Raw genomic sequence first — 19,822 nt, forward strand, 5'->3', positions numbered from 1 at the left:
CAACGCAAGCCAAATTCGCTGCGACATCTCCGAGCGCGCGCCCTACTCGCGCGCGCGCCGCACCGCCTGCTCCAGCTTCATCCTCTGCTTGTCCCAGCGCGTCGCCTCCGCCTCGGCGCGCGCATCGAGCGCGGCGCGCTCGGCTTCAACTGCCTCCGCTCGCGCCTCGTGCTCCCGCCTCGCCTCGTCAAGCGCCGCCTGCGCGCTCGCCACCGCCTTGTCGCGGCGGGCGCGCTCCTTGGCCCGCGCGGCCTCTTCCTTCCTGCGCTCGGCGTCTCGGCGTTGTTCTTCCTTCGCGAATGCCGCGGCGGCCTTGCGGGCTTGTCGATCGTCGATCTTGGATGGATTTTTTGCAGCCTTGGCCGCAGGCTTTTTCGGCTTGGATTTGGACTTGGCTTTGGACCTGGATTTAGGTTTGGCCTCGTCGTCGGCAAGATCGGTCGGCAGTTCGGAATGCTCCGTGAACGGGCCGTCCGATCCGACCGGACGCCTGAGCACCACGCCCGGGCTTGCCATGGTCGCGGCGACGATGTCGGGGTCGTCGGTCTCCCTCGCGGCGCCCTGATGGAAGAGATTGGACCTGGCGCCCCAGGCGTCCAGCGCCGCCTTCATCGAGGGCGCGGCGACCGCCTGGTCGTAGAAGCCGAGCGAGGTCTGGTAGGTCTTCAGCTTTCGGCTTGGTCTTGTTTTCTTCGATTGTTTCGGCATGTCGCCCCGCGGCCGGCGAGCCACCAGCTTCCAGCGCCGCCATCATGCCATACTGCCCCTGTTTTGCCCGACGAGTCAAATTCTGATTCGGTATCGCCGAAATCGACCGGGACGATGCGTGGTCCACCACCACCGATTTTTCGGATTTACAAAACGCTGAAATCCTTACGGATTTCTACTGTGCATGGGGTTGTTTTCGACGCTTTGTTTTGACGGGCGCCAATTACGCCGCGTCGACGTCCTCAGGCGCAGGCCCCGCCACGAGCCCGTCGAGGCCGACCATCAAGAGATCGGCGATGTGCATCAGCTGATACAGCGGAATGTCCGCCTCGCCCTGCTCGGCCAGCGAGACGAAGGCAGATGTGGCGCCGATCAGCTCGGCGAGCTGGGCTTGCGTGTAGCCGCGGGTCTCGCGCGCAGTCTTGACGCGCGCGCCGATGCCGAGCCGGTGCCGGGACTGCTCGTCCGCCGTCATCATGACGGCCTGCTCGTCCGCGCTCGCATAGCCCTCAGTGAACGCGCTGCCGATCAGCCTGCCCTTGCGCCAGGCGACCCGGCAGTCCTTGCGCAGCCCGCTGCTGAACACCAGCGTGAACTGCTCGGCGACCCAGAGCGAGGCGTTGAGGCCGAGGCGAGCGCCGGTGCCCGAGACGTCACGGATCGTGCAGGGCGCGCTGATGACCTTGCCGGTGCCGTTGTCGAATGCGACAATGCCGGTCCGCAAAATGTGATGTCTGACTGCGGTGCGATCCTCGCTCATGACGGGACGTTCCTCCTGCGGCGACGTCCAACGGACGCCGCCGGTAACCCGGACCTCGATACCGCGGAAGTTTTCCTGATCTCCTAAGTTTCCCCGGGTTCGACCAGGACCGGAAGCCATGGTAAAGGATTCGCTCCCAATCCATCTTTTTCCGGCGGAAGGCGTGCGGCGCGCCCGTGACGGGCGACGAGGCCAATGATGACCGATACGATGAAATGCCCGACCTGCAACTCCGAGCACGCCTATCAGGATCGCGGCCTCTGGGTCTGCCCGGAATGCGGCCATGAATGGAGCGGCACGACCGAGGCCGCCGCGGACGCCGCGCAGGACGCGGGCGTGCGCGATGCCAACGGCAATGCGCTCGCCGACGGCGACAGCGTCATCGTGATGAAGGATCTCAAGGTCAAGGGCTCCTCCTCCGTCGTCAAGGGCGGCACCAAGGTCCGCAACATCCGCCTGCAGGAGGCCACCGACGGACACAACATCGCCTGCAAGATCGACGGCATCGGCGCGATGAACCTGAAATCGGAGGTCGTGAGGAAGGCCTAGCGCAGTCTATCGCTGCCGCAGCGCCAGGTAGAACCGCACAGCACGCTGCGGAGGTTACGCCTCCGCTCCAAACACCATCTGCCACCCCTTGCGCGTGTCCATGTATTCCCGCACCTCGCGGATCTTGCCGCCGGCCACCGTGAACACGAAGCAATAGTCGTTCTCGTAACGCGCGCCCCCGGCAAGCGTGGCGCGCATCCGCTCCTCCACGATCACGACATCGCCGTCGGCATAGACGCCGCGAAAGGCGATATCGATCTCGGAAAACATCCTGTGCATCTCCTGCGCGATGAAGCGCGCGATCGCCTGCGCGCCGATCATGTGGTCGGTGTGATCGAGCGCGACCGCGGTAGCGTTGCCCTTCGGCGCGATCCATTCGGCATCGTCCGTGAACAGCGCGGCGATGCGCGCCGCGTCGCGTGATGAAAAGGTCTTCCAGGCGTTGAGGACGGTATCTTTCGGGCTGGTCACGGCGGGCTCCAAACTGGCATCGAAGGGGCTTGCATTGAAGAGGCTTGCATCGAGGGCCGGCTTCTACGCCGCCCTGCGCATCGCGGCTCGCCGCAATCGGACTCGGTCATCCCGCGCCCCTTCCGCTCGCGCGGCTATGCGCTATCATCAGGCCATGCTGAGTTTTGACGTCTGCAACGCCGCGCGCCTGCGCCGGGATCCCCGATACGACGGCCGCTTCTTCACGGCGGTGAGGACCACGGGCATCTATTGCCGTCCGGTCTGTCCGGCCAAGCAGCCGCTGACGCGCAACGTCGCCTATCATCCAACAGCCGCGGCGGCGGAAGCCGCGGGCTTCCGCCCTTGCCTGCGCTGCCGCCCCGAGACGGCGCCGTTCTGCCCGGCCTGGAACGGCACGCGCTCGACGGTCGCACGCGCGGTGAAGCTGATCAACGAGGGCGCGCTCGACGAGAATTCGGTGGTGTTTCTCGCGCTGCGGCTCGGCATCTCCTCGCGTCATCTGGCGCGATTGTTCGAGCGCCACGTCGGCGCGACGCCGCAGCAGCTTGCGAAGACGCTGCGGGTCCAGCGCGCAAAACGCCTGCTCGATTCCGGCGATCACACTATGACTGACATCGCATTCCAGGCCGGCTTCGGCAGCCTGCGCCGTTTCAACGCCGCCTTCGCAGAGCTCTACGGCCGCTCGCCGTCGAGCCTGCGGCTATCGAAGCGTGCGTAGCCCGTCAGAAAAACCCGGGGCTGAGATCGAGCCCATAGGTCAGGCTCAGAACGAACACGAACAGCGCGGCGGCTACGAACAAGGCGAGATGCCTCAGAATGAACGCGCGCGGCGAGGCGCCTGCAATAACGGCCTTTTGTGCAACGGGCATGACTACTCCATTATGAAAATGATTCTTGGCTGCTCAATAAGCGGCGCCCGCATCAAGCGCTCCGATCCGCGCAGCAACTATTAAGGAGATCACACTCGCTTTCACCGCCGCGCCGGATCATGACTCGCGCGCCAAAAAAAGACCGCGCTCCCGAAAGGGAACGCGGTCCAGGCAGGCTCGGGAGGAAACGAGCCTGCATCATGTTGACTTGACGTTGGCCTGAGGCGCCCCCAGATCAGCGGGCGCTGCCGGTCGTGACATCGGCGGTTTTCACCTTGCGCGACGACAGAACGCGGGCCTGGTGGACCGAAGCGACGGTGGTTGGTGCCGAGACCTGCTGCTCGACATGCGCGGCACCGAGCACGCGCACTTGCATCGGGGAGACCGGAAAACCGTTGGCCTCATAAGTCGGCAGCTCGGCGGCGAAAGTCGCGGTGCTGCCCGCGATCGTCAGGATGGCGGCGGCGATCGACAGAGTCTTCTGTTTCATGGGTGATGCTCCTTCAGTGGAAGATTCGGAGCACATTTAAGCGCGTTTTGTTGCATTGCGACATGCGTTGTTGCAACGCAACAACGCGCCCGGTGCATGGCAATATGTTTAATGCGCGCAACGTCTTGGCCAAATCTCCGCCAAGCGCGACATGACGCTTTTATGGGCGGCGGTCAGCCGCCGAGCACATGGCCCCAACCATCGAACACATAGGCCTTCCACATCACGGTTCCGTCCCTGCCCGGCCGGCTGGCACGCCGGTAATCGTCGGCCTGCTCAGCGGTCCAGGTGATGATCGTATCGGAGAGCAGGTCGTGCAGGATGGCGGGCTCGGTGGGATCGAAGGCGTCCATGGGACGAAGCGAGGAATGCGTCATGGGCGCCCAACGCACCAGCCGGCTCAAGGTTGCAGCGAAGCCACACAGCTTATTTCAATGCCGCCGCCAGCGATTGCAGCTTCGCGACGAGGTTGGTACCGAGAGCGTAGATGATCTCGATGATCGCGAGCGCGATGCCGGCTGCGATCAGGCCGTATTCGATCGCGGTAGCGCCGGATTCATCCGCGGCGAATTCGGCCCACTTGCATTTCAATTTCACAGGCGTGTCCTTCCCACTCCAGCGAGACTCGCCGGCGCGGGAGATTTGCACGACCACAATCCAAGATTGAGTAAACTCGACCGCCTCAAATTGACGACAATGAATGCTGCATTTGCAGGCACTTTCGGCCGTGGCGCCGTCGAACCGCAATGGAACCTGCGTTGCCGCCGCGCAACACCCGCCCGAAAAGCCCGTTTTCGCCGAATTGCGCCATTGCGCCGCCACACCGTCCACCGAACAATCGGCGCGCGGCGTGCCTTTTCGTGCAAGGCTGTCTGATAGGACTGTTCGTATCGAGACTGTTCGGACCAGACGAGGTTCAAACAGAACCGTTTGGAGGCAGGGATCATGAATGATCGGCGGTCTCTTCTGGTGGCGGTCTCCTGCCCCTCGGCGGTTCTCGCCGGCTGGCTGGCGCTCTCTTTGTCCGCCTATGCCCCTGCCCTCATCGAGAACAGTGGCGCCAATGCTTCTGCCGTATCGCGCGCGAAAGATCTGGGTCGGCTCGACCTCGCCGACATCCCGCGCGCTGGGGCCATCGAGGACGGCGTCGCCCTGACCGCCGATATCGCGGCCGCCGTCGCTGCGACACCGGGCCCGGTCACCGCCGAAGCGGCAACGCCCGAGGCGCCGGCCCCGGTCATCAAGCTCGCCTCAGCCGATCCAGTGCTGATCTTGCCGGCCGAGGCGCCGCCCGCGCCGCAGATTTCGCCTGACCCGACACCGGTCGCCAGCGAGCTTGCTCCGGCTCCGGCGTCGGAGCCCGTGATAAAACTCGCATCCGCCGATCCCACCGCGATCGTGACGACAGAGGCACTGTCGCCCGCGGCGCTCGCGAGCGGTCCCACCGCTGCCGCGAGCAAGGCCTCGCCGTCCGCGGACACCACCGCCGTGCTCGACGAATGCTACGTCATTGAGGCCTGCATCGATCGCTATCTCTGGGCGCTCTACCAGCGCACGCCCAAGGAAGACTCGATCAAGGTCGAGGATCGCCGCGCCGTTACCGTCAGGCGCAAGGGCAAGATGGTCACGGTGATGCGCAGCTTCACGAAGCTGGTCGACGAGGACTTTGGCTGGAAGGATCCGAAGGCGGCCGACCACGCCGGCATGCCGATGATGGACTACGTCATCGGCGGCATGGACAAGAGTTTCAAGCGAAAGCTGTTTCGGACGCTGCTCGCGGCTGAGGCCGCCGGGCTTTCACCGGGCATCACCAGCGCGTTCCGGGACAACTACCGCCAGTCGATCGCGAGCGGCCTGAAGGCCGCCTCCGACCGCTCCTATCATGGCGGCAGCACGCGCGGCGGCTACGGCCACGGCATGGCGGCCGACATCGTCAGCACCAAGGGCGACAACCGCGCGCAACGCTGGGTCTCGACCGAGGTGCTGTGGAAGTGGGTCGACGCCAACGGCAAGGCGCTCGGCATCGGCCGGCCCTATCTTGGCCGCGATCCGCCGCATGTCGGCCCGATCGACGGTGCGGAATACGTCTCACGCCGGGGAACGTCGGACCGCAAGGAAGCCAACGCGAAGCCGAGGAAAGCGCGCGCTGTCGCCAGCGCAAAGCCGCCCAAGGCACAAGCGAAGGCACAGGCGAAGTCGCACGCGACGCGCGAGCAGAAGCTCCCGGCAAAGCCGCAGAAGTCGGCGCAATCGGCCGCAAAGCGCGCGACGTAAATCCGCTGGGGCTTATCGTCCTGCCCTCGGCAGTGGCACGAGCTGCATCTCGGCGGTGCCGGCTGCCTGCGTGCGCACCAGCACCGCAAAGATGGTCTCGACCGCGAGCCGCACCGCCGCCTCGGCTGCTTTGCCCCTGGCCAGATGCGCCGCGATCAGGCCGCTGAGGAGATCGCCGGTGCCTGAGGGGCGGATCGGTAGGCGGGGTGTCGCAAAGCGCGACAACTGACCGTCGGCGCACAAGATCGTCTCGACCTGCCCTTCCGCCGTATCGGTGAGCGTGCAGCCGGTGGCGACGACGTCGATGCGGCCGGTCCCGGCCAGCGCCGCGCACGCCGCGCGCAGGCCCTGCGCATCCGCGATCGTGGTGCCCGACAGCAGTTCGAGCTCGAACTGGTTCGGCGTGGTCAGGTTCGAGGCCGGCAGCAGCCGATGGCGAACCACCTCCAGGATTCCGTCGGCGACATAGACCCGGCCGTCATCGCCGATCACGGGGTCGCAGAGATAGATGAGCTTTGAATTGCGGGTCAGCGCCCGCTCGACAAAATCGGCAATGGCAGCGGCATTGCCGGGCGAGCCCAGATAGCCGGTGACGAGCACCGCGGCCTCATCGACGAGGTCGCGCTCCTCGAGACCTTTCAGCAGATCTGCAACGAGCTCTGTCTCCAGCACGCGCCCACGCAGGCTCGGATAGCGCGGATGGTTCGACAGCAGCGTCGTCGGCACCGCCGCGACGTTCACCCCCTCCGCCTGCATGGCATAGGCGGCGGCGCTGTTGCCGACATGGCCGTGGACGACCTGGCTTTGAATGGAGATGACGAGCATGAAAGAGGTCCGTAGGGGCAAACGCTGGATGTGGCAAGCGTAGATGGGGTAACGGCCGGCCGCCCGCCCGTACTCCATCTACAAATCTGAGGCATTTCAGGTCGGCAATGACTTAGCGCCGTGCCAGCCTCGCAAGACAGGCGCAGAGCATATCGGCCATGGCACAAGCCGCGATCTCCGCCTCCCTCACGTTCGTTGTCGCAGGCTCGTCACTCACTCGTGATACGGTTTCCCGGCAAAAGCCATCTTCCACACGCCAAACATACCTACCGCGCGGTATCTTTGGCGCGCTACGTTCGAGTTCGCCATGACCTCCGCCTATAGTGCCTACGCAGCGCTTGCCCTCGCCATCGTCTTGGAGGTCACGGCGTCCGCCTTCCTCCAGCAATCCGCGCAGTTCACGCGGCCGTGGCCGACACTGGCGATGGTGCTGTTCTATGTCGCCTCGTTCTACGCGCTGTCGGTCGCGATCCGGGTCATCCCCCTGAGCATCGCCTATGCGATCTGGGGCGGGGTCGGCATCATCCTGACCGCCACCGTCTCCGTGGTGCTGTTCCGCCAGATGCTGGACGCCGCGGCCTTCGTCGGCATCGCGCTGATCGTGTCCGGGGTCGTGGTTATCAACCTGTTCTCGGGAACCACAGTGCATTGATGCCCGCAAGCGCCTACACCCGCACCAAGCAGCCCGAGCAGGTCCGGCGGGCCCTGCTCGACTGCGCCGCAGCCATCGCCATGGACCATGGCGTCGCCGGCGTCACGGTGCAGGCGGTGGCGGCCGCGGCCGGGGTGACCAAGGGCGGGCTGTTTCATCATTTCGGCAGCAAGCAGGCGCTGATGGAGGGCCTGTTCGCCGATCTGCTCGCGCGCGTCGATACCGAGATCGACGCCGCCGTCGAGGCCGATCCCAAGCCCCGCGGCAGCTTTACGCGCGCCTACGTGAATGCGGTGTTCACCGGCAAGGCGTTCGGCTTCGCGACGCCCTGGGCGGCGCTGAGCATGGTCGTCGTCACCGATCCGTCGCTGCGTCGGCTCTGGAACGAGTGGATCAAGGGACGGCTGAAGCGCCACCGTGCGACAGACGGCACGCCGGAGCTCCACGTCGTCCGCCTTGCCGCCGACGGCGCCTGGCTGTCCTATGTCACGACGGGACAGACGCGCATGAGCGCTGACCTCCGCGCCGTCCACGCAGGGCTGATCGCGCAGACTTATCGACGCGCGTAACCGGCGGCCGGCTCACGCCTACTGGCTTTGCACGGGCTTGGAAGAACGCGGCCCGGATCGCTTCGCGCCAGGCTTGGTCGCAGCCCGCGGCGGCGGCGGAGTATCGACGGCTTCCAGATAGGCGGCAAGCGCCTTGGCTGTGTCCGAACTGGTTGCGTAATGGTCCTTCAGGAACCAGGACAGCGTCAGGTTGAAGCGCCCTTTGGCCAGTCCGTGCGGGCTGCGATGGCAGGTCGCGCAACCATCGGCAAAGAGCTTTTGCGGCGACTTGCCGGCATCGAGATTTTGCGCGGCGGCAACTGTCGCCGTCAGGACCGCGGCGGCTGCAAGAGTCATCAGGGGCGCGAGCAGGTCGCGCCCCGATCGAAAGTGCGAAATCAATATCGTCCCCTTGAGCGTTTTCGAGCGAAGTGGATATCCCGGTTCGCGTGAAGAAAACGCGTCAATAAGAGGCATCCCCGTTTTGCGGTCAGGCCGCCAATAGCTGATCGAATTCGGGCGGCGCGTAGGCTTTGCCGTCCTGGTCGGTGATGACGACCTTCCACCCCTCACTGGCCCAAACCTTTGCCTTGGCCACGATGAGCAACCGGCTCTCGCGGGCAAAGCTGCACTTCTCATTATCGCGTTCTGCGATCATCTTATAGGCCAATGGCGTCCCCTTGCGTTGCCCCGCACCCGTTCTCCTCGTGGCAGCGGGCTTTGGCGGCAATTCGCCGGCAGCGTGGCAATTTGATGCCCTCCATGGCAGCATTGTGCTTTGGCTCCGACGAAGGACGGAGATTGATCGTGCGCCGCATCATGAATGCGATTCTGCCTGTCGCGGGCTTGCTTGGTGCAGGCCTGCTCGGCGCCGCGCCGACAGCTGCGCAGACCTATGATCCGCGCTATCCCGTGTGCATCGAGATCTACACGATCGACGGCCGCAGCATCGATTGCAGTTTTGCGACAATTGCGCAGTGCGCCGCGACCGCATCCGGGCAGTCCGCCCAGTGCTACATCAACCCTTATGCCACGCAGAGCCGGCAGCTGAGCCCGGTTCCGTCGCCGCCGCGACGAAGCCGATAGCATCAGGTCTGCGCTCCGATCAGTGGATGCGAATGATGTGGGGACGGCCCAGATCGATCAGCCCCTGCACCGCCGAGAGGCGGTCGTCGAGGGCTGCGATAGTGAGCAACAGATTGTTGCGACGTTCGTCGAGAAGGCCCATCTCGGCGCCGGAGAGTTTTGTGCTCGATCGCTCCTTTTGAATCACCTCGAGGGATTGGCGCAATCCGGCAATCAGGCCGGACAGCTGCTTGGCCTCTTTGGTCATCGACCGCTTCGCGACGTTGTGGCGGCGTGTCTCCGCCTGGCTCTGTCTCATCGTCATCCTCCCGTGCCCCGCTGCCCCGAGTGGAATGCTTACAGCTTTGAGTAGACATCTTACGATCGATGAAATCTGCCGGCGAAGAACTTTCTTAAATTGTACGCGCAGGGAACCCGGCTCACACAAGCAGAAAGCCCGGCGCGAGGGCCGGGCTTTCGTTAGAGAATTTAATGCTTCTGGTGCCCGCCGCCGGGGCCACCGGCCGGCGCACCACCGCCGCGCGGTGCGGCGTTCATGTGAGGAGCACCGCCGCCGCCCGGCGCCATTGCGGGCGCAGCCGCGCGCGGCGCCGGCATCTGGGCGTGAGCATTCATCGGCGAGCCGTGGCTCACATTCGGCTGAGCTACATGCGGCATCGCGGGCCGGCTCGCCGGCGCCGCTGATACACGCGGCGCCTCATGTGCACGCGCCATCGGCTGCGCACGCGGGGCTGCGCGGCTCGCAGCCTGCTCGTGCATGATACGGGCCTGTGCATCGCGCGGATTGCGGCTTTGCAGATTGGTCCGCTCATGCGCGATGCGCTCGCCTCGTCCAGCACGGATCCGGTCCGTCGCAACCGCAGTGTCGCGTCTGCCGACGACGGCGGCGTCGTGCCGTGACGTGGCGGCATCACGGCCGGAAACCGCGGCGGCGCCCTTAACATTCCCGTGGACGTTTCCTTGGGCATCCGCACCGTTGCGCCCGACTGCGATCGCCGCGTCACGCGTTGCCGCGCGGCCGATGCGAGCCGCGCGCGGGTCGATCGTCATCCGCGTCGCGAAGCGCTGATGCGAGGTCCAGTAGCTATTCCAATGGGCCTGCTGCCGGTACCAGGGCCGCCCCGCATAATAGCTCGACCAGTACGAGGTCAGCACGAAGGGGACGGTTGGCACGTCGATCTCGTCGACATAGTCCGGGAGATAGACGTAGTGATTGCGGTAGAGATATTCGAGATATTGCGACGATACCCAGCCACGGTCATCCGAGAAGCTCACGTCGCACCAGGCGTTGCCACGCAGGCAACCATGGATGTTGACGCGGGCGCCCCCGGGGATGCGGTCGACCATGGGAAAGCCCGAACCCGGCCCGGCGCGCAGGCCGGTCGAGACGGTGACGATGCCCGGCGCGGCCAGTGCGGCCGTCGGGGCGAGCAGCAATGCGGCAACTAAGACGCTTCTGATTCTCATGGCGTAGTCCTCCTCTTTCAAGTCGGAACGCGCAAGCAGAACCGGCGTTCCGCGTACGACGGTCTCATCCGTCGAAAGATCGAGACGGATGCCGCGCGCGGTTCAATATTCATTCGCCGTTCATCGGCACTGCCCGCAAGAGCACTGCGAGCCGTCAGTTCGCTTCCAGCATGAAGGCGTCGAAGTACGCAGCAAGCGCAGCAAAATCATCGAGCGGCAGCACGGTCGCGACATACTGATCCGGCCGGACCACGACCATGCAGCCGGCCTTGCGATCGATGCCGCGCATGGCGAAGACGTCGTGACCAGTCTTGAGGTCCGGACAGAACATCTTCTCGTAGTCGATCAAGCCGTACCGGCCCTTGCGCGGAAGCAGCAGCGCGGGCATCGCCTCGATGGCGAGCTCGCGATGATCCTGCTGGAAGACCGCCCGCAGGTCGATCACGCTGTCGATGTCGGCGGCCGCGGGCGTGTAACGCCGGACCGGCGACTCCCGCGCCTCGAAGAGGAAATTGCACAAGGCGCGAATGGCCGAGCCGGCTACCGCCGGATCCCCCGCGCCAGAAAAAGCGTAGATACGAAAGCGGCCATCCGCCTGCCCAGCGTGACCGAGATGCACCGGCTTGGCATCCGCAAGCCGGATCACCGGTGCGGAATGAAAGCGCGTGCCGATCACGAGGCCTTGCGCGAGATGCTGGTGCGACGTCGCTCCGGTCAGAACCGACGGGCGGTAATGCGTCGCCGTGCCCGCGGTGTAGCGGCCGTGCCTGACAAAATAGTCCTGCGTCCTGGCGGCATCGGCGCCGCCGGCCTTGGCGGCGGACGCAAGAATCCCCGCCCATTCGCGATCGAAATCGATCAGCTCTTTCGCAACCGCCTGGCGCTCGGCCGAATAGGAATGCAGCAGGCTTGGTGCAGACTGCTTCCGCAAAACGGCGGCGAGCTTCCAACCGAGATTGAAGGCGTCCTGCATCGAGACGTTCATGCCCTGCCCCGCCTTCGGGCTGTGGGTATGGCAGGCATCGCCGGCGATGAATATCCGCGGTAGACGCCTATCGATCTCGGTCTCCGGGACGTCGTCGAATTTGTCAGTCAGGCGCTGGCCGATCTCGTAGACCGACCACCACGCGATCTCCTTCACATTGAGCGTATGCGGGTTCAGGATCCGCTGCGCTTTCGCGATCACGTCATCGGCGGTGATGTTGCGATTGGCGACGCGCTCGCCGATGTCGAGCTTGGCGAGCTCGACATAGAGGCGGACCATGTAGCCGCCCTCGCGTGGAATGATCAGCAGGCTGCCGTCCTTCGCCGACTGGATCAGGGCCTTGAAGCGGATGTCCGGAAAATCGGTCACCGCCAGCACGTCCATCACGCCCCAGGCATGATTGGCGGAATCGCCGTGCAACTCGCGGCCGATCGATTTGCGCACCATGCTGCGGGCGCCGTCGCAGCCGACGACGTAGCGCGCCTTGATCGTTTCGACCTTGCCCTCGTTTGCGGCATCGACCCGTTCGAGCCGCGCCGTCACGGCATGGTCGGCGGGACCCGCGGCCGGATCGACCTGAAGCTCGAGCAGGCGCCGGCTGTAATGCGGATCGAGCCTGGCCGGCGCTTTGCGCATGATATCGAGAAAGCCGTCATGGATGCGCGCCTGGTTGAGGATGACATGCGGGAACTCCGACAACCCGTCCTCGACGTCCTGCACCCGGCCGCTGCGGACGATATTTTCCGGCATCCGCTCGTCCGGCTTCCAGAACGTCGTCTCGTTGACCCAACACGCTTCCTTCAGAACGCGCTCGCTGAAGCCGAAGGCGTGGAACATCTCCATGGTGCGGCAGGCAATACCGTCGGCCTGTCCGACCAGCAGCCGCCTCGGCTTCTGCTCGACTATGCAGGTCTTGATGTCGGGAAACAGCGCAAGCTGGGCGGCAAGCGTCAGGCCCGCAGGGCCACAGCCGACGATGAGGACATCGACCTCTTCAGGCACGCTCCCCGTTGCGCCGGAGGCCTGAATGCGCGCGGCGGGATCGGCAATTTCAGGATCGCCCGGCTGAAATCCATTGAGATGGAATTGCATGAGCACCTCTCCCGCCGACGTTCTGTTTGGATATTGCTCAGTATGCTGACTATCAGTATACTTGTCAACGATCCCGGCCTTGCTGCCCAACGGAGACATTCGGTGAAAGACAACAACGACATGCCCGGACATCTGGCGCGCCGGTTCCAGCAGATCGCGGTGGCGGTATTTCTGGCGGAAGTCGGGGATGCCGGCTTTGACCTCACGCCGGTGCAATACGCCGCGCTCGCGACCATTAAGGCCAATCCGGGTCTCGACCAGGTGACGCTGGCAGGGTTGATCGCCTACGACCGCACCACCATCACCGGCGTGATCGACCGCCTCGTGCAGAAAGGGCTCGCGGAGCGCCGCGCCTCAAGCCGCGACCGTCGTGCCCGCGAGCTCGAGATCACCGACGAAGGCCGCCGCACGCTGCGCAAGATCACGCCGGCCGTCGAATCCGCGCAACGCATCATGCTGCGCGGCCTCAGCGCCAAGGAAGGTGAGGATCTGATGCGCCTTCTGCACAAGGCCATCGCCGCCGGCAACGAGCTCAGTCGCGCCCCGCTGCGCGAGGTGCAGGCATAACCAGCGCATTTCCATGCGTAATTGTCGCAGTATCGCGAAACCAGGAACTAACCTTCGGCTGTTACGGTCGGCAGCATTCGGCGTTAACGCGCGATTAACTTTGCCGGTCGGGAGTTTCGGATGTTCAGGTTCTTCATTGCGGCGGCGGCGATCGCGCTCTCGACCGCCCCTGCGCTCGCGAACGGCCATGGCGGCGGTGACCCTGCCCCGCCGAAGGTCGAGGCCCCAGTTGCGCCAGCCAAAGTCGTCCTGACAAAAAAGGGTCCCAAGCTCGTCGATCTCAAGGGAATGACGCTCTATTATTACGAGCGCGACACCACCGGGAAGACGTCCAGCTGCAACGGCAAGTGCGCCGAGAGCTGGATCCCGCTGCCCGCAACGGCCGACGCCAAGGCCGTTGGCGACTTCACCGTGATCAACCGCGACGACGGCAGCAAGATGTGGGCCTACCGCTATCGCCCGCTCTACACATCGCCCGCCGACAAGGCGCCGGGCGATGCGAACGGCAATGCCACGACGCTGCAATGGCGCGTTGCCCAGCCCGCGGAATAGGCAACCTCACCCGCGCCAGCTGCGTCCCGCCTCGACTTGCGCGTTCTGTCCGGGCGGCAGCACCACGACCGTTGAATTGAGCTTCACCCGGTCATAGAGATCGATCACGTCCTCGTTGCGCATCCGGATGCATCCCGACGAGATCGCCTGTCCGATATATTCCGGCTGGTTGGTGCCGTGGATGCGGTAGAGCGTGTCCTTGTTGCCGACATAGAGGTAGATGCCCCGCGCGCCCAGCGGATTGGCGGGACCGCCGGCGACGCGCGCTGGATAGGGTCCGAGGCGCGCCTGGATGTCGGCTGTCGGAACCCAGTCTGGCCATTCCGCCAGACGGCCGACCCGCGCGACGCCGGAGAACGCCATGGCTTCCTCGCCGACGGCGACGCCATAGCGGATCGCCTTGCCTTCGGGCAGCACGAAATAGAGGTAGCGCGCATCGGTATCGACCAGGATCGTGCCCGGCTGCTCCTTGCGCGGATAATCGACGATATGACGAAGATATTGCTCGGGCACGTTCGCCTGCGCGTAAGGCGTATGCGCAAGCAACTGCCGGTCGCGCGGCGTCATGCTCGCATCCGTCGATGGTGAAAGTGTCGTCTGCATGCAGCCGCCCAACGGAAGCATGGCAAGGACGAATAGAACGAATAAAGATCTTGGCACCGCCGGCCCCGATAGCGATAGCAGCACCCCCAGCAGCACCAGATGCTGCCAAAATCGTGCTGAAAACAAGGCATCGCGGAACACGTGCGCGTGTTTGACCCAGTGGGTTCCATCACCACAAACGGCGGAAGAGCGTCGCACAGTCTCCATCCCCTCGCCTTGCTTTGGTCAAACCCGGCTGGACTCGTGCGTCATCTCGCCCGTGATGGGATCACTTCAACGGATCGGATCGCGCCAATGCGGACGACGAAGGCATCAAAGGAGCTGCGATGCTCGCGACGCTGAACACCAGGCAAATCGTCGATGAGATCGTGAAGGACACGGTCACGACCAACGACCCGCACGATGCCGTGCAGATTTCGCCTGACATGGTGCTGGCCTCGCGCCCCCTCAGCGTTGCGCCAGCGCCCGCGCCTGAGATCGCGACCCGTCCGGAGCCCAAAATAACTCCAACGTTCATGCCGAAGCCCAAATTTGATCCGGGGCCGAAGTTCAGTCCCGTCGCGGAGCCGCAGGCAGCGCCCTCGGTCGACACCGCCGTGCGCCTCGCGGCCAGTGATGGTCCCGGCCGGCAGAAGCGATCCTCCGCCGGCAAATGGCTGCGCGGCGCTTTCGTCACGATACTGTTTGCGGGGGGCAGCGCGGCCGCCACAGTTGCCTGGGAGAAACATGGCGACACCGCAAGACAGATGCTCGCCGAATGGACGCCAGCATTGGCGTCGCTGCTGCCTTCGACGTCGCAGGCGGCACCCGTCGCCGCCGCGCAGGCAGCGCCGCCGGCGGAGCAAGCCGCAACGGATCAGACGACCGATCAATCTGTGGCTCCGCCCCCGACCCAGGCTGCGGTAGCAGCGCCCGCGCCAACCCAGCCCGAAGCAACGCAGTCGGTGCAGTCGATGACGCGCGACCTCGCCGCGATGGCGCAGCAGATCGAGCAGCTCAAGGCCAACATCGCCGAGTTGAAGGCCGGGCAGGAGCAGATGGCGCGCGAGATGGCGAAGCCCCCCGCGCCGAAGCCGGTGGCCGATGCGAGACCGCCCGTCGATCCGCGCGCGCGCGTCTCCGCGCTGCCGCCGCGGGCCGCGCCGCCGCCGGTTCGCAAGCCGAAACCGGTCGTGTCGCAGACTTACATGCCGGCCTATTCGCCCGCGCCGCTCGCTCCGCCGCCGCCTTCGCACGCTGCCGCGGCTCCGCCGCCTTCGCACGCTGCCGCGGCTCCGCCGCCAGCTGCGCCTGTGACGACGACGCAAGCCGTTGCCGACGATGACGGGCCTGTCGTGCGTCCACCAATGCCGCTGCGCTGAACGATCAGTCGCGCGACGATGTTGCGACTAACGACGCTGTCCGAGTCGATGTGATGCGTTGTGTCCGGGGAACTACGGGAAGCGCTGCTTCGCTCGTTTTTCGTCAAGAGAAAAGGCCGTCGGGATCTATGCCGGCGGCCTTCTCTTGCAGCTGCCGGTTCCCGGAGCCCGGTTCTGCTGCAATTCCATGCCTCATGATCGCGCCGACATATTTAATAAAATCTTAACGCGCGTGAATCCTGCACATCATTTCTGCGCCATAAGCATAGAGATTGCGCGCGCCGTTCATTCGATAAACATCGACTCAGTGGTACCATCGCTCGTGTGTTGAAACGTCCACCCGAAGCTCAATTCGTCATACCGGGGAATTCGGATGCCTTACTACTCCTTCGATCTCGTGGTTGGTGAAGAGTTCAAGAACCAGGGCGGAATCATCCTTGAAGACATCGAGGGTGCTTCCGACCGCGCCGACCAACTGGCCACCGAACTTTCGCAGGTGAAGCCGGAGTTGCAACGCAAGGGTTGCGCGGTGCGCGTCACCGACCGCGATCACAACGAGGTCTACCGCACGCCGCTCGATCCGGTACCGGCCTGGCGGCGCTAGCTCGCCGGGTCGCTTCGCGGCCGCTCGGTATCCCCATTGCGGAGCGGCGCTCCAGCCGCTAGCCTTCCCGAAAATCTCGGGGAGGTACCAAGGATGCGCACTGCTTTTCTGATGACGGCCCTGTTGCTGCTGGCGGCGCCGGCCCAAGCGGCCGAGGATCATGAACGCTCAAAATATGTGACGATGGTCTTGCAGGCCTTCGCCGCCAAGGTCGAATGTCCGGGCACGGATGTCGCCTACCAGGATCTGGTGCAGAAGGCGCAGCAGATGCACCTGCCAGACGGCACCACCGAGCAGGTGCGCAAGGCGATTGCCTGGATGCACACCGGCGGCAAGATGGGCGAGAAACAACCCGACGACGTCATGGCAGAGGTCGCAGTGGCGACGCAAGCGACTGATCTCGACCAGCGCCGCCTCGGCATGCCCGGCTGGTGCGAATTGCAGAAGACCAACCTCGCCGGCCTGATCCGCGCCAAGGGCGGCTAGCCGATTCCTCGCGGTGTTGAGCCCGCCGCGATTGAGCCGACTTGGCCAGAATCTCTTGGCCAGAATCTCTTGGCCAAAATCGTCTTGGCCAAAATTGTCTTGGCCAAAAATCGTCACAATCTTTGACACCATGCGGCCTCTTCGAATTCGAACAGGAGAGCCCTCATGCGGAGTATCCATTTCGTCTTCGCCGGCGCAGTTGCGGCCGCCGCGTTGCTGAGCGCGCCCGTCATGGCGAAGAATTCCGACGCCCAGAAGGGCGCGGACAAGTCGACCTCGTCGTCATCGTGTAGTGCCTATCAGCAGGCGCCGGACGGCTCGTGGGAGCAGCTCCCCTGCAAGGAAACGGGCGAGCGCCCTCAACCACAGACGCAGAATCGCACGTTGCCGCAAGGCGCCGACCGCGGGGAGCGTTGAGCGCGCGGGAGTGTCAGCTCTGGTGCGGACCGCGTATGATCTTCATCGCGTCGGCGATGTGACGCCACTCTTTGGCCTCATCGGCCTCGCCGCGGCTCTCGCAAACCTGCGCCTGTTCGGCGGCCTTCGCGATCGCCGCAAAGCCATGCCGTTCCAGCATCTGGCGCGCGACGGTGTGGACCTGGACCTCGGGCATCATGGGCGTTCTCCCGATTGACGAAACCGCGGTGCATCGCGCCGCCGTGGTTTTCACAACGATTGAGCCCCGGACCTCGTTCCGCAGCGTCCACGTCAGCGCGAAAAGGCGGCCCGCTATGCCCAGCGGACCGCCTTCTCGACCGCCTTCTCACCCACCCCAAATTGGAAGCGTCCGGCCGAAATCCCTACCCGACCGCCGCGCGCTTGTTGCGCTCGAAGTCGTTGGGCACCTCGATATCAACCTCGAGGGTCGAAACCTCGTCGCCGCGATCGAGCCGGACGATGACCTTGGTCGGGTCCAGCGTGACGTGCCTGGAGACGACCGCGAGAATTTCCTCACGCAGCACACCGAGCAGATCGGGCTGGCCGCGCAGTCCGCGTTCATGGGCAAGCAGGATCTGCAACCGTTCGCGCGCGACGGGTGCAGTGGCCTTGTTGCCGCGAAGAAGCCGAAGCAGACCCATGCTCATGCGGCCCTCCTTCGCAGCAGGCGATCCATGAAACCCTTGCGCTCGGTCGGCACCTGCATCGGCACCGTGTCGCCGCACAGCCGCCGCGCCGCATCGATATAGGCCCGTGCCGGCGCGCCTTCCGCGTTCGACAGCGTCACGGGCGTGCCGACGTTGGAGGCGCGCAGCACGTCCTGGCTCTCCGGGATGATGCCGAGCAAGGGAGTTGCGAGGATCTCGAGGATGTCCTCGATCGTCAGCATCTCGCCGCGCGCGGCGCGCGAGGGATCGTAGCGGGTGATCAGGATGTGCTTCTCGACCCGCTCGCCCTTTTCGGCCCGCACCGTCTTGGAATCGAGCATGCCGATGATGCGGTCGGAATCGCGCACCGAGGAGACTTCGGGATTGGTGACGATCACGGCCTCGTCGGCAAAGCGCATCGCCATGGAGGCGCCGCGCTCGATACCTGCCGGGCTGTCGCAAATCACCCAGTCGAAACGGCTGCGCAGATCGTCGATGACCTTGCCCACGCCCTCTTCGGTCAGCGCGTCCTTGTCGCGGGTTTGCGAGGCCGGTAGCAGCCAGAGGTTCTCCAGCCGCTTATCCTTGATCAGCGCCTGCGGCAGCTTTGCGACCCCCTGCACCACGTTGATGAGGTCGAACACGACGCGGCGTTCGGCGCCCATCACGAGGTCAAGGTTGCGCAAGCCGACGTCGAAATCGACGACGACGACCTTTTCGCCGCGTTGCGCGAGCGCAGCCCCCAATGCGGCGGTCGTCGTCGTCTTGCCGACGCCGCCCTTGCCTGACGTCACGACCAGTACCTTGGCCATCTCTCAAATCTCCTTCTGGTCAGTTCAGCGCGGTAATTCGCATGGTGTCGCCCTGGAGCCAGGCCTGGGCAGGCTTGCCGCGCAAGGCGGCGTCGATATCGTCGGCGGTCTGGTAAAACCCATCGATCGCAAGCAGTTCGGCCTCGATCTTCTGACAATAGATGCGTGCGCTCGTGTGACCGTTCACGCCCGCCATGGCGCGGCCGCGCAGCGCGCCGTAGATGTGAATGGAGCCGCCGGCGACGACCTCGGCGCCGGAGCCGACCGAACCGAGGATGGTGACGTCACCGTCCGGGAAGATCACGGTCTGGCCCGACCGCACCGGGCTTTCGAGCAGCAATGAGGTCGGCTTTGCGGCGGCCTTGGTCTCGGCCTTCTTGGGCGCGCTCGGCTCGACCACGCAGCTCCGCCCGCCCGAAAGCAGCGGCGGCATCATCGGGGTCAGCCGGCCCTCCTCCACGCCCTCGATGCCGAGCACGCGGATGTTGCGGTCCTGAAGGCTGGTGAGCAGATGGCCAATGCCGGATTGGCTGAGATCGACCGAGGACAGGTCGATCACCACGGGCCGGCCGGCGAAGAAGCCCGGCGAGCGCGCGATGGTGGCGTCGATTTCCTGCAGCCAGTCCTGGATCGGAACCGTCGGCACAAACACGAAGGCCACATAGGAGCGCCCGCGCAGGCGCACCATTTGGCGTTGAGGTTTTACTGCAGCCTCCATAGCGGCCGACTCGTTCCCTGTTATTGAATGGTTAACGATGCGGCGGATATGGTTAATGGCCGGTTAATTTCTCCGTGGGGTTACGTGGGATGACCGGTATCCTGCTCTCGTGTCCCGGACGCGCTGCAACGCCCAAGCGTTGCTGCGCAGAGCCGGGACCCAGGCCACACGGGTCATGCTCTCGGCAAATATGGGCCCCGGCTCAGCAGCGCACCGCCGAAGAGGCGCTGCGCTGCGTCCGGGGCACGAGATCAGGAT

General features: G+C 64.8%; 30 protein-coding genes. 12 read left to right on the forward strand and 18 right to left on the reverse strand.

Going from position 1 to position 19,822, the window contains the following annotated elements:
- Positions 1-42 precede the first annotated feature (42 nt).
- Positions 43-708 (reverse strand): cell envelope biogenesis protein TolA, encoded by a 666-nt coding sequence (locus IVA88_RS22750; protein WP_247499395.1) that lies wholly within the window; start codon positions 706-708, stop codon positions 43-45.
- Between the two features lie 223 nt (positions 709-931).
- The gene (locus tag IVA88_RS22755) at positions 932-1,468 is read right to left on the reverse strand and encodes a helix-turn-helix domain-containing protein (RefSeq protein WP_247499396.1); all 537 of its coding nucleotides are present in this window, start codon (positions 1,466-1,468) and stop codon (positions 932-934) included.
- A 198-nt stretch (positions 1,469-1,666) separates the two neighbouring features.
- On the opposite strand from IVA88_RS22755, the gene IVA88_RS22760 reads away from it, so the two are divergent.
- Entirely contained in the window at positions 1,667-2,017 is a 351-nt protein-coding gene (locus IVA88_RS22760) for a zinc ribbon domain-containing protein YjdM (RefSeq protein ID WP_247499397.1), read from the forward strand.
- A 54-nt stretch (positions 2,018-2,071) separates the two neighbouring features.
- Here the strand turns inward: IVA88_RS22760 and IVA88_RS22765 are convergent, their stop codons facing one another.
- Positions 2,072-2,488 carry a nuclear transport factor 2 family protein gene (locus IVA88_RS22765; RefSeq protein ID WP_247499398.1) on the reverse strand — a complete coding sequence of 139 codons (417 nt, stop codon included), beginning with the start codon at positions 2,486-2,488 and terminating at the stop codon, positions 2,072-2,074.
- Positions 2,489-2,642: 154 nt separating this feature from the next.
- Here IVA88_RS22765 and IVA88_RS22770 point away from each other — a divergent pair, with 154 nt between their 5' ends.
- A complete protein-coding gene (locus tag IVA88_RS22770; protein ID WP_247499399.1) occupies positions 2,643-3,206 on the forward strand; it encodes an Ada metal-binding domain-containing protein in 564 nt (187 codons plus the stop codon).
- A 4-nt stretch (positions 3,207-3,210) separates the two neighbouring features.
- Here IVA88_RS22770 and IVA88_RS22775 read toward each other — a convergent pair whose 3' ends face one another.
- The 4 genes from IVA88_RS22775 to IVA88_RS22790 all read right to left on the reverse strand — a co-directional run bounded on the left by IVA88_RS22775 (position 3,211) and on the right by IVA88_RS22790 (position 4,444).
- Positions 3,211-3,357, reverse strand: coding sequence for a hypothetical protein (locus tag IVA88_RS22775; RefSeq protein ID WP_247499400.1), 147 nt, complete (start codon positions 3,355-3,357; stop codon positions 3,211-3,213).
- Between the two features lie 235 nt (positions 3,358-3,592).
- Positions 3,593-3,847, reverse strand: coding sequence for a hypothetical protein (locus tag IVA88_RS22780; protein WP_247499401.1), 255 nt, complete (start codon positions 3,845-3,847; stop codon positions 3,593-3,595).
- Between the two features lie 173 nt (positions 3,848-4,020).
- Positions 4,021-4,224: a hypothetical protein gene (locus IVA88_RS22785; protein WP_247499402.1), complete on the reverse strand. Its 204-nt coding sequence runs from the start codon at positions 4,222-4,224 to the stop codon at positions 4,021-4,023.
- 49 nt (positions 4,225-4,273) lie between these two features.
- The gene (locus IVA88_RS22790; protein ID WP_247500393.1) at positions 4,274-4,444 is read right to left on the reverse strand and encodes a Flp family type IVb pilin; all 171 of its coding nucleotides are present in this window, start codon (positions 4,442-4,444) and stop codon (positions 4,274-4,276) included.
- A gap of 348 nt (positions 4,445-4,792) precedes the next feature.
- Between IVA88_RS22790 and IVA88_RS22795 the strand changes: the two genes are divergently transcribed.
- Entirely contained in the window at positions 4,793-6,121 is a 1,329-nt protein-coding gene (locus tag IVA88_RS22795) for a hypothetical protein (RefSeq protein WP_247499403.1), read from the forward strand.
- Positions 6,122-6,133: 12 nt separating this feature from the next.
- On the opposite strand, the gene pdxY is transcribed toward IVA88_RS22795, so the two are convergent.
- Complete coding sequence (pdxY, locus tag IVA88_RS22800; RefSeq protein ID WP_247499404.1) at positions 6,134-6,946, reverse strand: pyridoxal kinase; 813 nt, start codon at positions 6,944-6,946, stop codon at positions 6,134-6,136.
- Between the two features lie 307 nt (positions 6,947-7,253).
- Here pdxY and IVA88_RS22805 point away from each other — a divergent pair, with 307 nt between their 5' ends.
- Both IVA88_RS22805 and IVA88_RS22810 read left to right on the forward strand, forming a co-directional pair.
- Positions 7,254-7,598 (forward strand): multidrug efflux SMR transporter, encoded by a 345-nt coding sequence (locus IVA88_RS22805; protein WP_247499405.1) that lies wholly within the window; start codon positions 7,254-7,256, stop codon positions 7,596-7,598.
- Complete coding sequence (locus IVA88_RS22810; RefSeq protein WP_247499406.1) at positions 7,598-8,167, forward strand: TetR family transcriptional regulator; 570 nt, start codon at positions 7,598-7,600, stop codon at positions 8,165-8,167. The genes IVA88_RS22805 and IVA88_RS22810 overlap by 1 nt, the downstream gene beginning before the upstream one ends.
- Positions 8,168-8,185: 18 nt before the next feature.
- Here IVA88_RS22810 and IVA88_RS22815 read toward each other — a convergent pair whose 3' ends face one another.
- Both IVA88_RS22815 and IVA88_RS22820 read right to left on the reverse strand, forming a co-directional pair.
- On the reverse strand, positions 8,186-8,503 hold the full coding sequence (locus IVA88_RS22815; protein WP_247499407.1) for a hypothetical protein: 318 nt from the start codon (positions 8,501-8,503) through the stop codon (positions 8,186-8,188).
- A 133-nt stretch (positions 8,504-8,636) separates the two neighbouring features.
- Positions 8,637-8,804 (reverse strand): hypothetical protein, encoded by a 168-nt coding sequence (locus tag IVA88_RS22820; RefSeq protein ID WP_247499408.1) that lies wholly within the window; start codon positions 8,802-8,804, stop codon positions 8,637-8,639.
- A gap of 149 nt (positions 8,805-8,953) precedes the next feature.
- Between IVA88_RS22820 and IVA88_RS22825 the strand changes: the two genes are divergently transcribed.
- Positions 8,954-9,232, forward strand: coding sequence for a DUF3551 domain-containing protein (locus tag IVA88_RS22825; protein WP_247499409.1), 279 nt, complete (start codon positions 8,954-8,956; stop codon positions 9,230-9,232).
- Between the two features lie 19 nt (positions 9,233-9,251).
- On the opposite strand, the gene IVA88_RS22830 is transcribed toward IVA88_RS22825, so the two are convergent.
- From IVA88_RS22830 to IVA88_RS22840, 3 genes are all read right to left on the reverse strand, one after another.
- The gene (locus IVA88_RS22830; protein ID WP_247499410.1) at positions 9,252-9,530 is read right to left on the reverse strand and encodes a hypothetical protein; all 279 of its coding nucleotides are present in this window, start codon (positions 9,528-9,530) and stop codon (positions 9,252-9,254) included.
- A 170-nt stretch (positions 9,531-9,700) separates the two neighbouring features.
- On the reverse strand, positions 9,701-10,699 hold the full coding sequence (locus tag IVA88_RS22835; protein ID WP_247499411.1) for an SH3 domain-containing protein: 999 nt from the start codon (positions 10,697-10,699) through the stop codon (positions 9,701-9,703).
- A gap of 154 nt (positions 10,700-10,853) precedes the next feature.
- Positions 10,854-12,776, reverse strand: a complete 1,923-nt coding sequence (locus IVA88_RS22840; protein WP_247499412.1) for an FAD-binding monooxygenase — start codon at positions 12,774-12,776, stop codon at positions 10,854-10,856.
- Between the two features lie 102 nt (positions 12,777-12,878).
- Between IVA88_RS22840 and IVA88_RS22845 the strand changes: the two genes are divergently transcribed.
- Together IVA88_RS22845 and IVA88_RS22850 are read left to right on the forward strand one after the other, a co-directional pair.
- Entirely contained in the window at positions 12,879-13,343 is a 465-nt protein-coding gene (locus tag IVA88_RS22845) for a MarR family transcriptional regulator (protein ID WP_247499413.1), read from the forward strand.
- A 120-nt stretch (positions 13,344-13,463) separates the two neighbouring features.
- On the forward strand, positions 13,464-13,895 hold the full coding sequence (locus IVA88_RS22850) for a hypothetical protein (RefSeq protein ID WP_247499414.1): 432 nt from the start codon (positions 13,464-13,466) through the stop codon (positions 13,893-13,895).
- Between the two features lie 6 nt (positions 13,896-13,901).
- Here IVA88_RS22850 and IVA88_RS22855 read toward each other — a convergent pair whose 3' ends face one another.
- Positions 13,902-14,519: a L,D-transpeptidase gene (locus tag IVA88_RS22855; RefSeq protein WP_247499415.1), complete on the reverse strand. Its 618-nt coding sequence runs from the start codon at positions 14,517-14,519 to the stop codon at positions 13,902-13,904.
- 305 nt (positions 14,520-14,824) lie between these two features.
- Here IVA88_RS22855 and IVA88_RS22860 point away from each other — a divergent pair, with 305 nt between their 5' ends.
- The 4 genes from IVA88_RS22860 to IVA88_RS22875 all read left to right on the forward strand — a co-directional run bounded on the left by IVA88_RS22860 (position 14,825) and on the right by IVA88_RS22875 (position 17,366).
- The gene (locus IVA88_RS22860) at positions 14,825-15,859 is read left to right on the forward strand and encodes a hypothetical protein (protein WP_247499416.1); all 1,035 of its coding nucleotides are present in this window, start codon (positions 14,825-14,827) and stop codon (positions 15,857-15,859) included.
- A gap of 373 nt (positions 15,860-16,232) precedes the next feature.
- Positions 16,233-16,463 (forward strand): hypothetical protein, encoded by a 231-nt coding sequence (locus IVA88_RS22865; protein WP_247499417.1) that lies wholly within the window; start codon positions 16,233-16,235, stop codon positions 16,461-16,463.
- A gap of 93 nt (positions 16,464-16,556) precedes the next feature.
- Positions 16,557-16,949 carry a hypothetical protein gene (locus IVA88_RS22870; RefSeq protein WP_247499418.1) on the forward strand — a complete coding sequence of 131 codons (393 nt, stop codon included), beginning with the start codon at positions 16,557-16,559 and terminating at the stop codon, positions 16,947-16,949.
- A 165-nt stretch (positions 16,950-17,114) separates the two neighbouring features.
- A complete protein-coding gene (locus tag IVA88_RS22875; protein ID WP_247499419.1) occupies positions 17,115-17,366 on the forward strand; it encodes a hypothetical protein in 252 nt (83 codons plus the stop codon).
- 13 nt (positions 17,367-17,379) lie between these two features.
- On the opposite strand, the gene IVA88_RS22880 is transcribed toward IVA88_RS22875, so the two are convergent.
- The 4 genes from IVA88_RS22880 to minC form a co-directional block, all read right to left on the reverse strand.
- A complete protein-coding gene (locus IVA88_RS22880; RefSeq protein ID WP_247499420.1) occupies positions 17,380-17,565 on the reverse strand; it encodes a hypothetical protein in 186 nt (61 codons plus the stop codon).
- Between the two features lie 184 nt (positions 17,566-17,749).
- Entirely contained in the window at positions 17,750-18,034 is a 285-nt protein-coding gene (gene minE / locus IVA88_RS22885) for a cell division topological specificity factor MinE (protein ID WP_247499421.1), read from the reverse strand.
- Complete coding sequence (gene minD / locus IVA88_RS22890) at positions 18,031-18,846, reverse strand: septum site-determining protein MinD (RefSeq protein WP_007591740.1); 816 nt, start codon at positions 18,844-18,846, stop codon at positions 18,031-18,033. The genes minE and minD overlap by 4 nt, the downstream gene beginning before the upstream one ends.
- Positions 18,847-18,865: 19 nt before the next feature.
- Complete coding sequence (gene minC / locus IVA88_RS22895) at positions 18,866-19,564, reverse strand: septum site-determining protein MinC (protein ID WP_247499422.1); 699 nt, start codon at positions 19,562-19,564, stop codon at positions 18,866-18,868.
- Between the last annotated feature and the right edge of the window lie 258 nt (positions 19,565-19,822).

It is taken from the genome of Bradyrhizobium sp. 149 (genome assembly GCF_023073915.1).
In the GTDB taxonomy this organism is placed as follows: domain Bacteria; phylum Pseudomonadota; class Alphaproteobacteria; order Rhizobiales; family Xanthobacteraceae; genus Bradyrhizobium.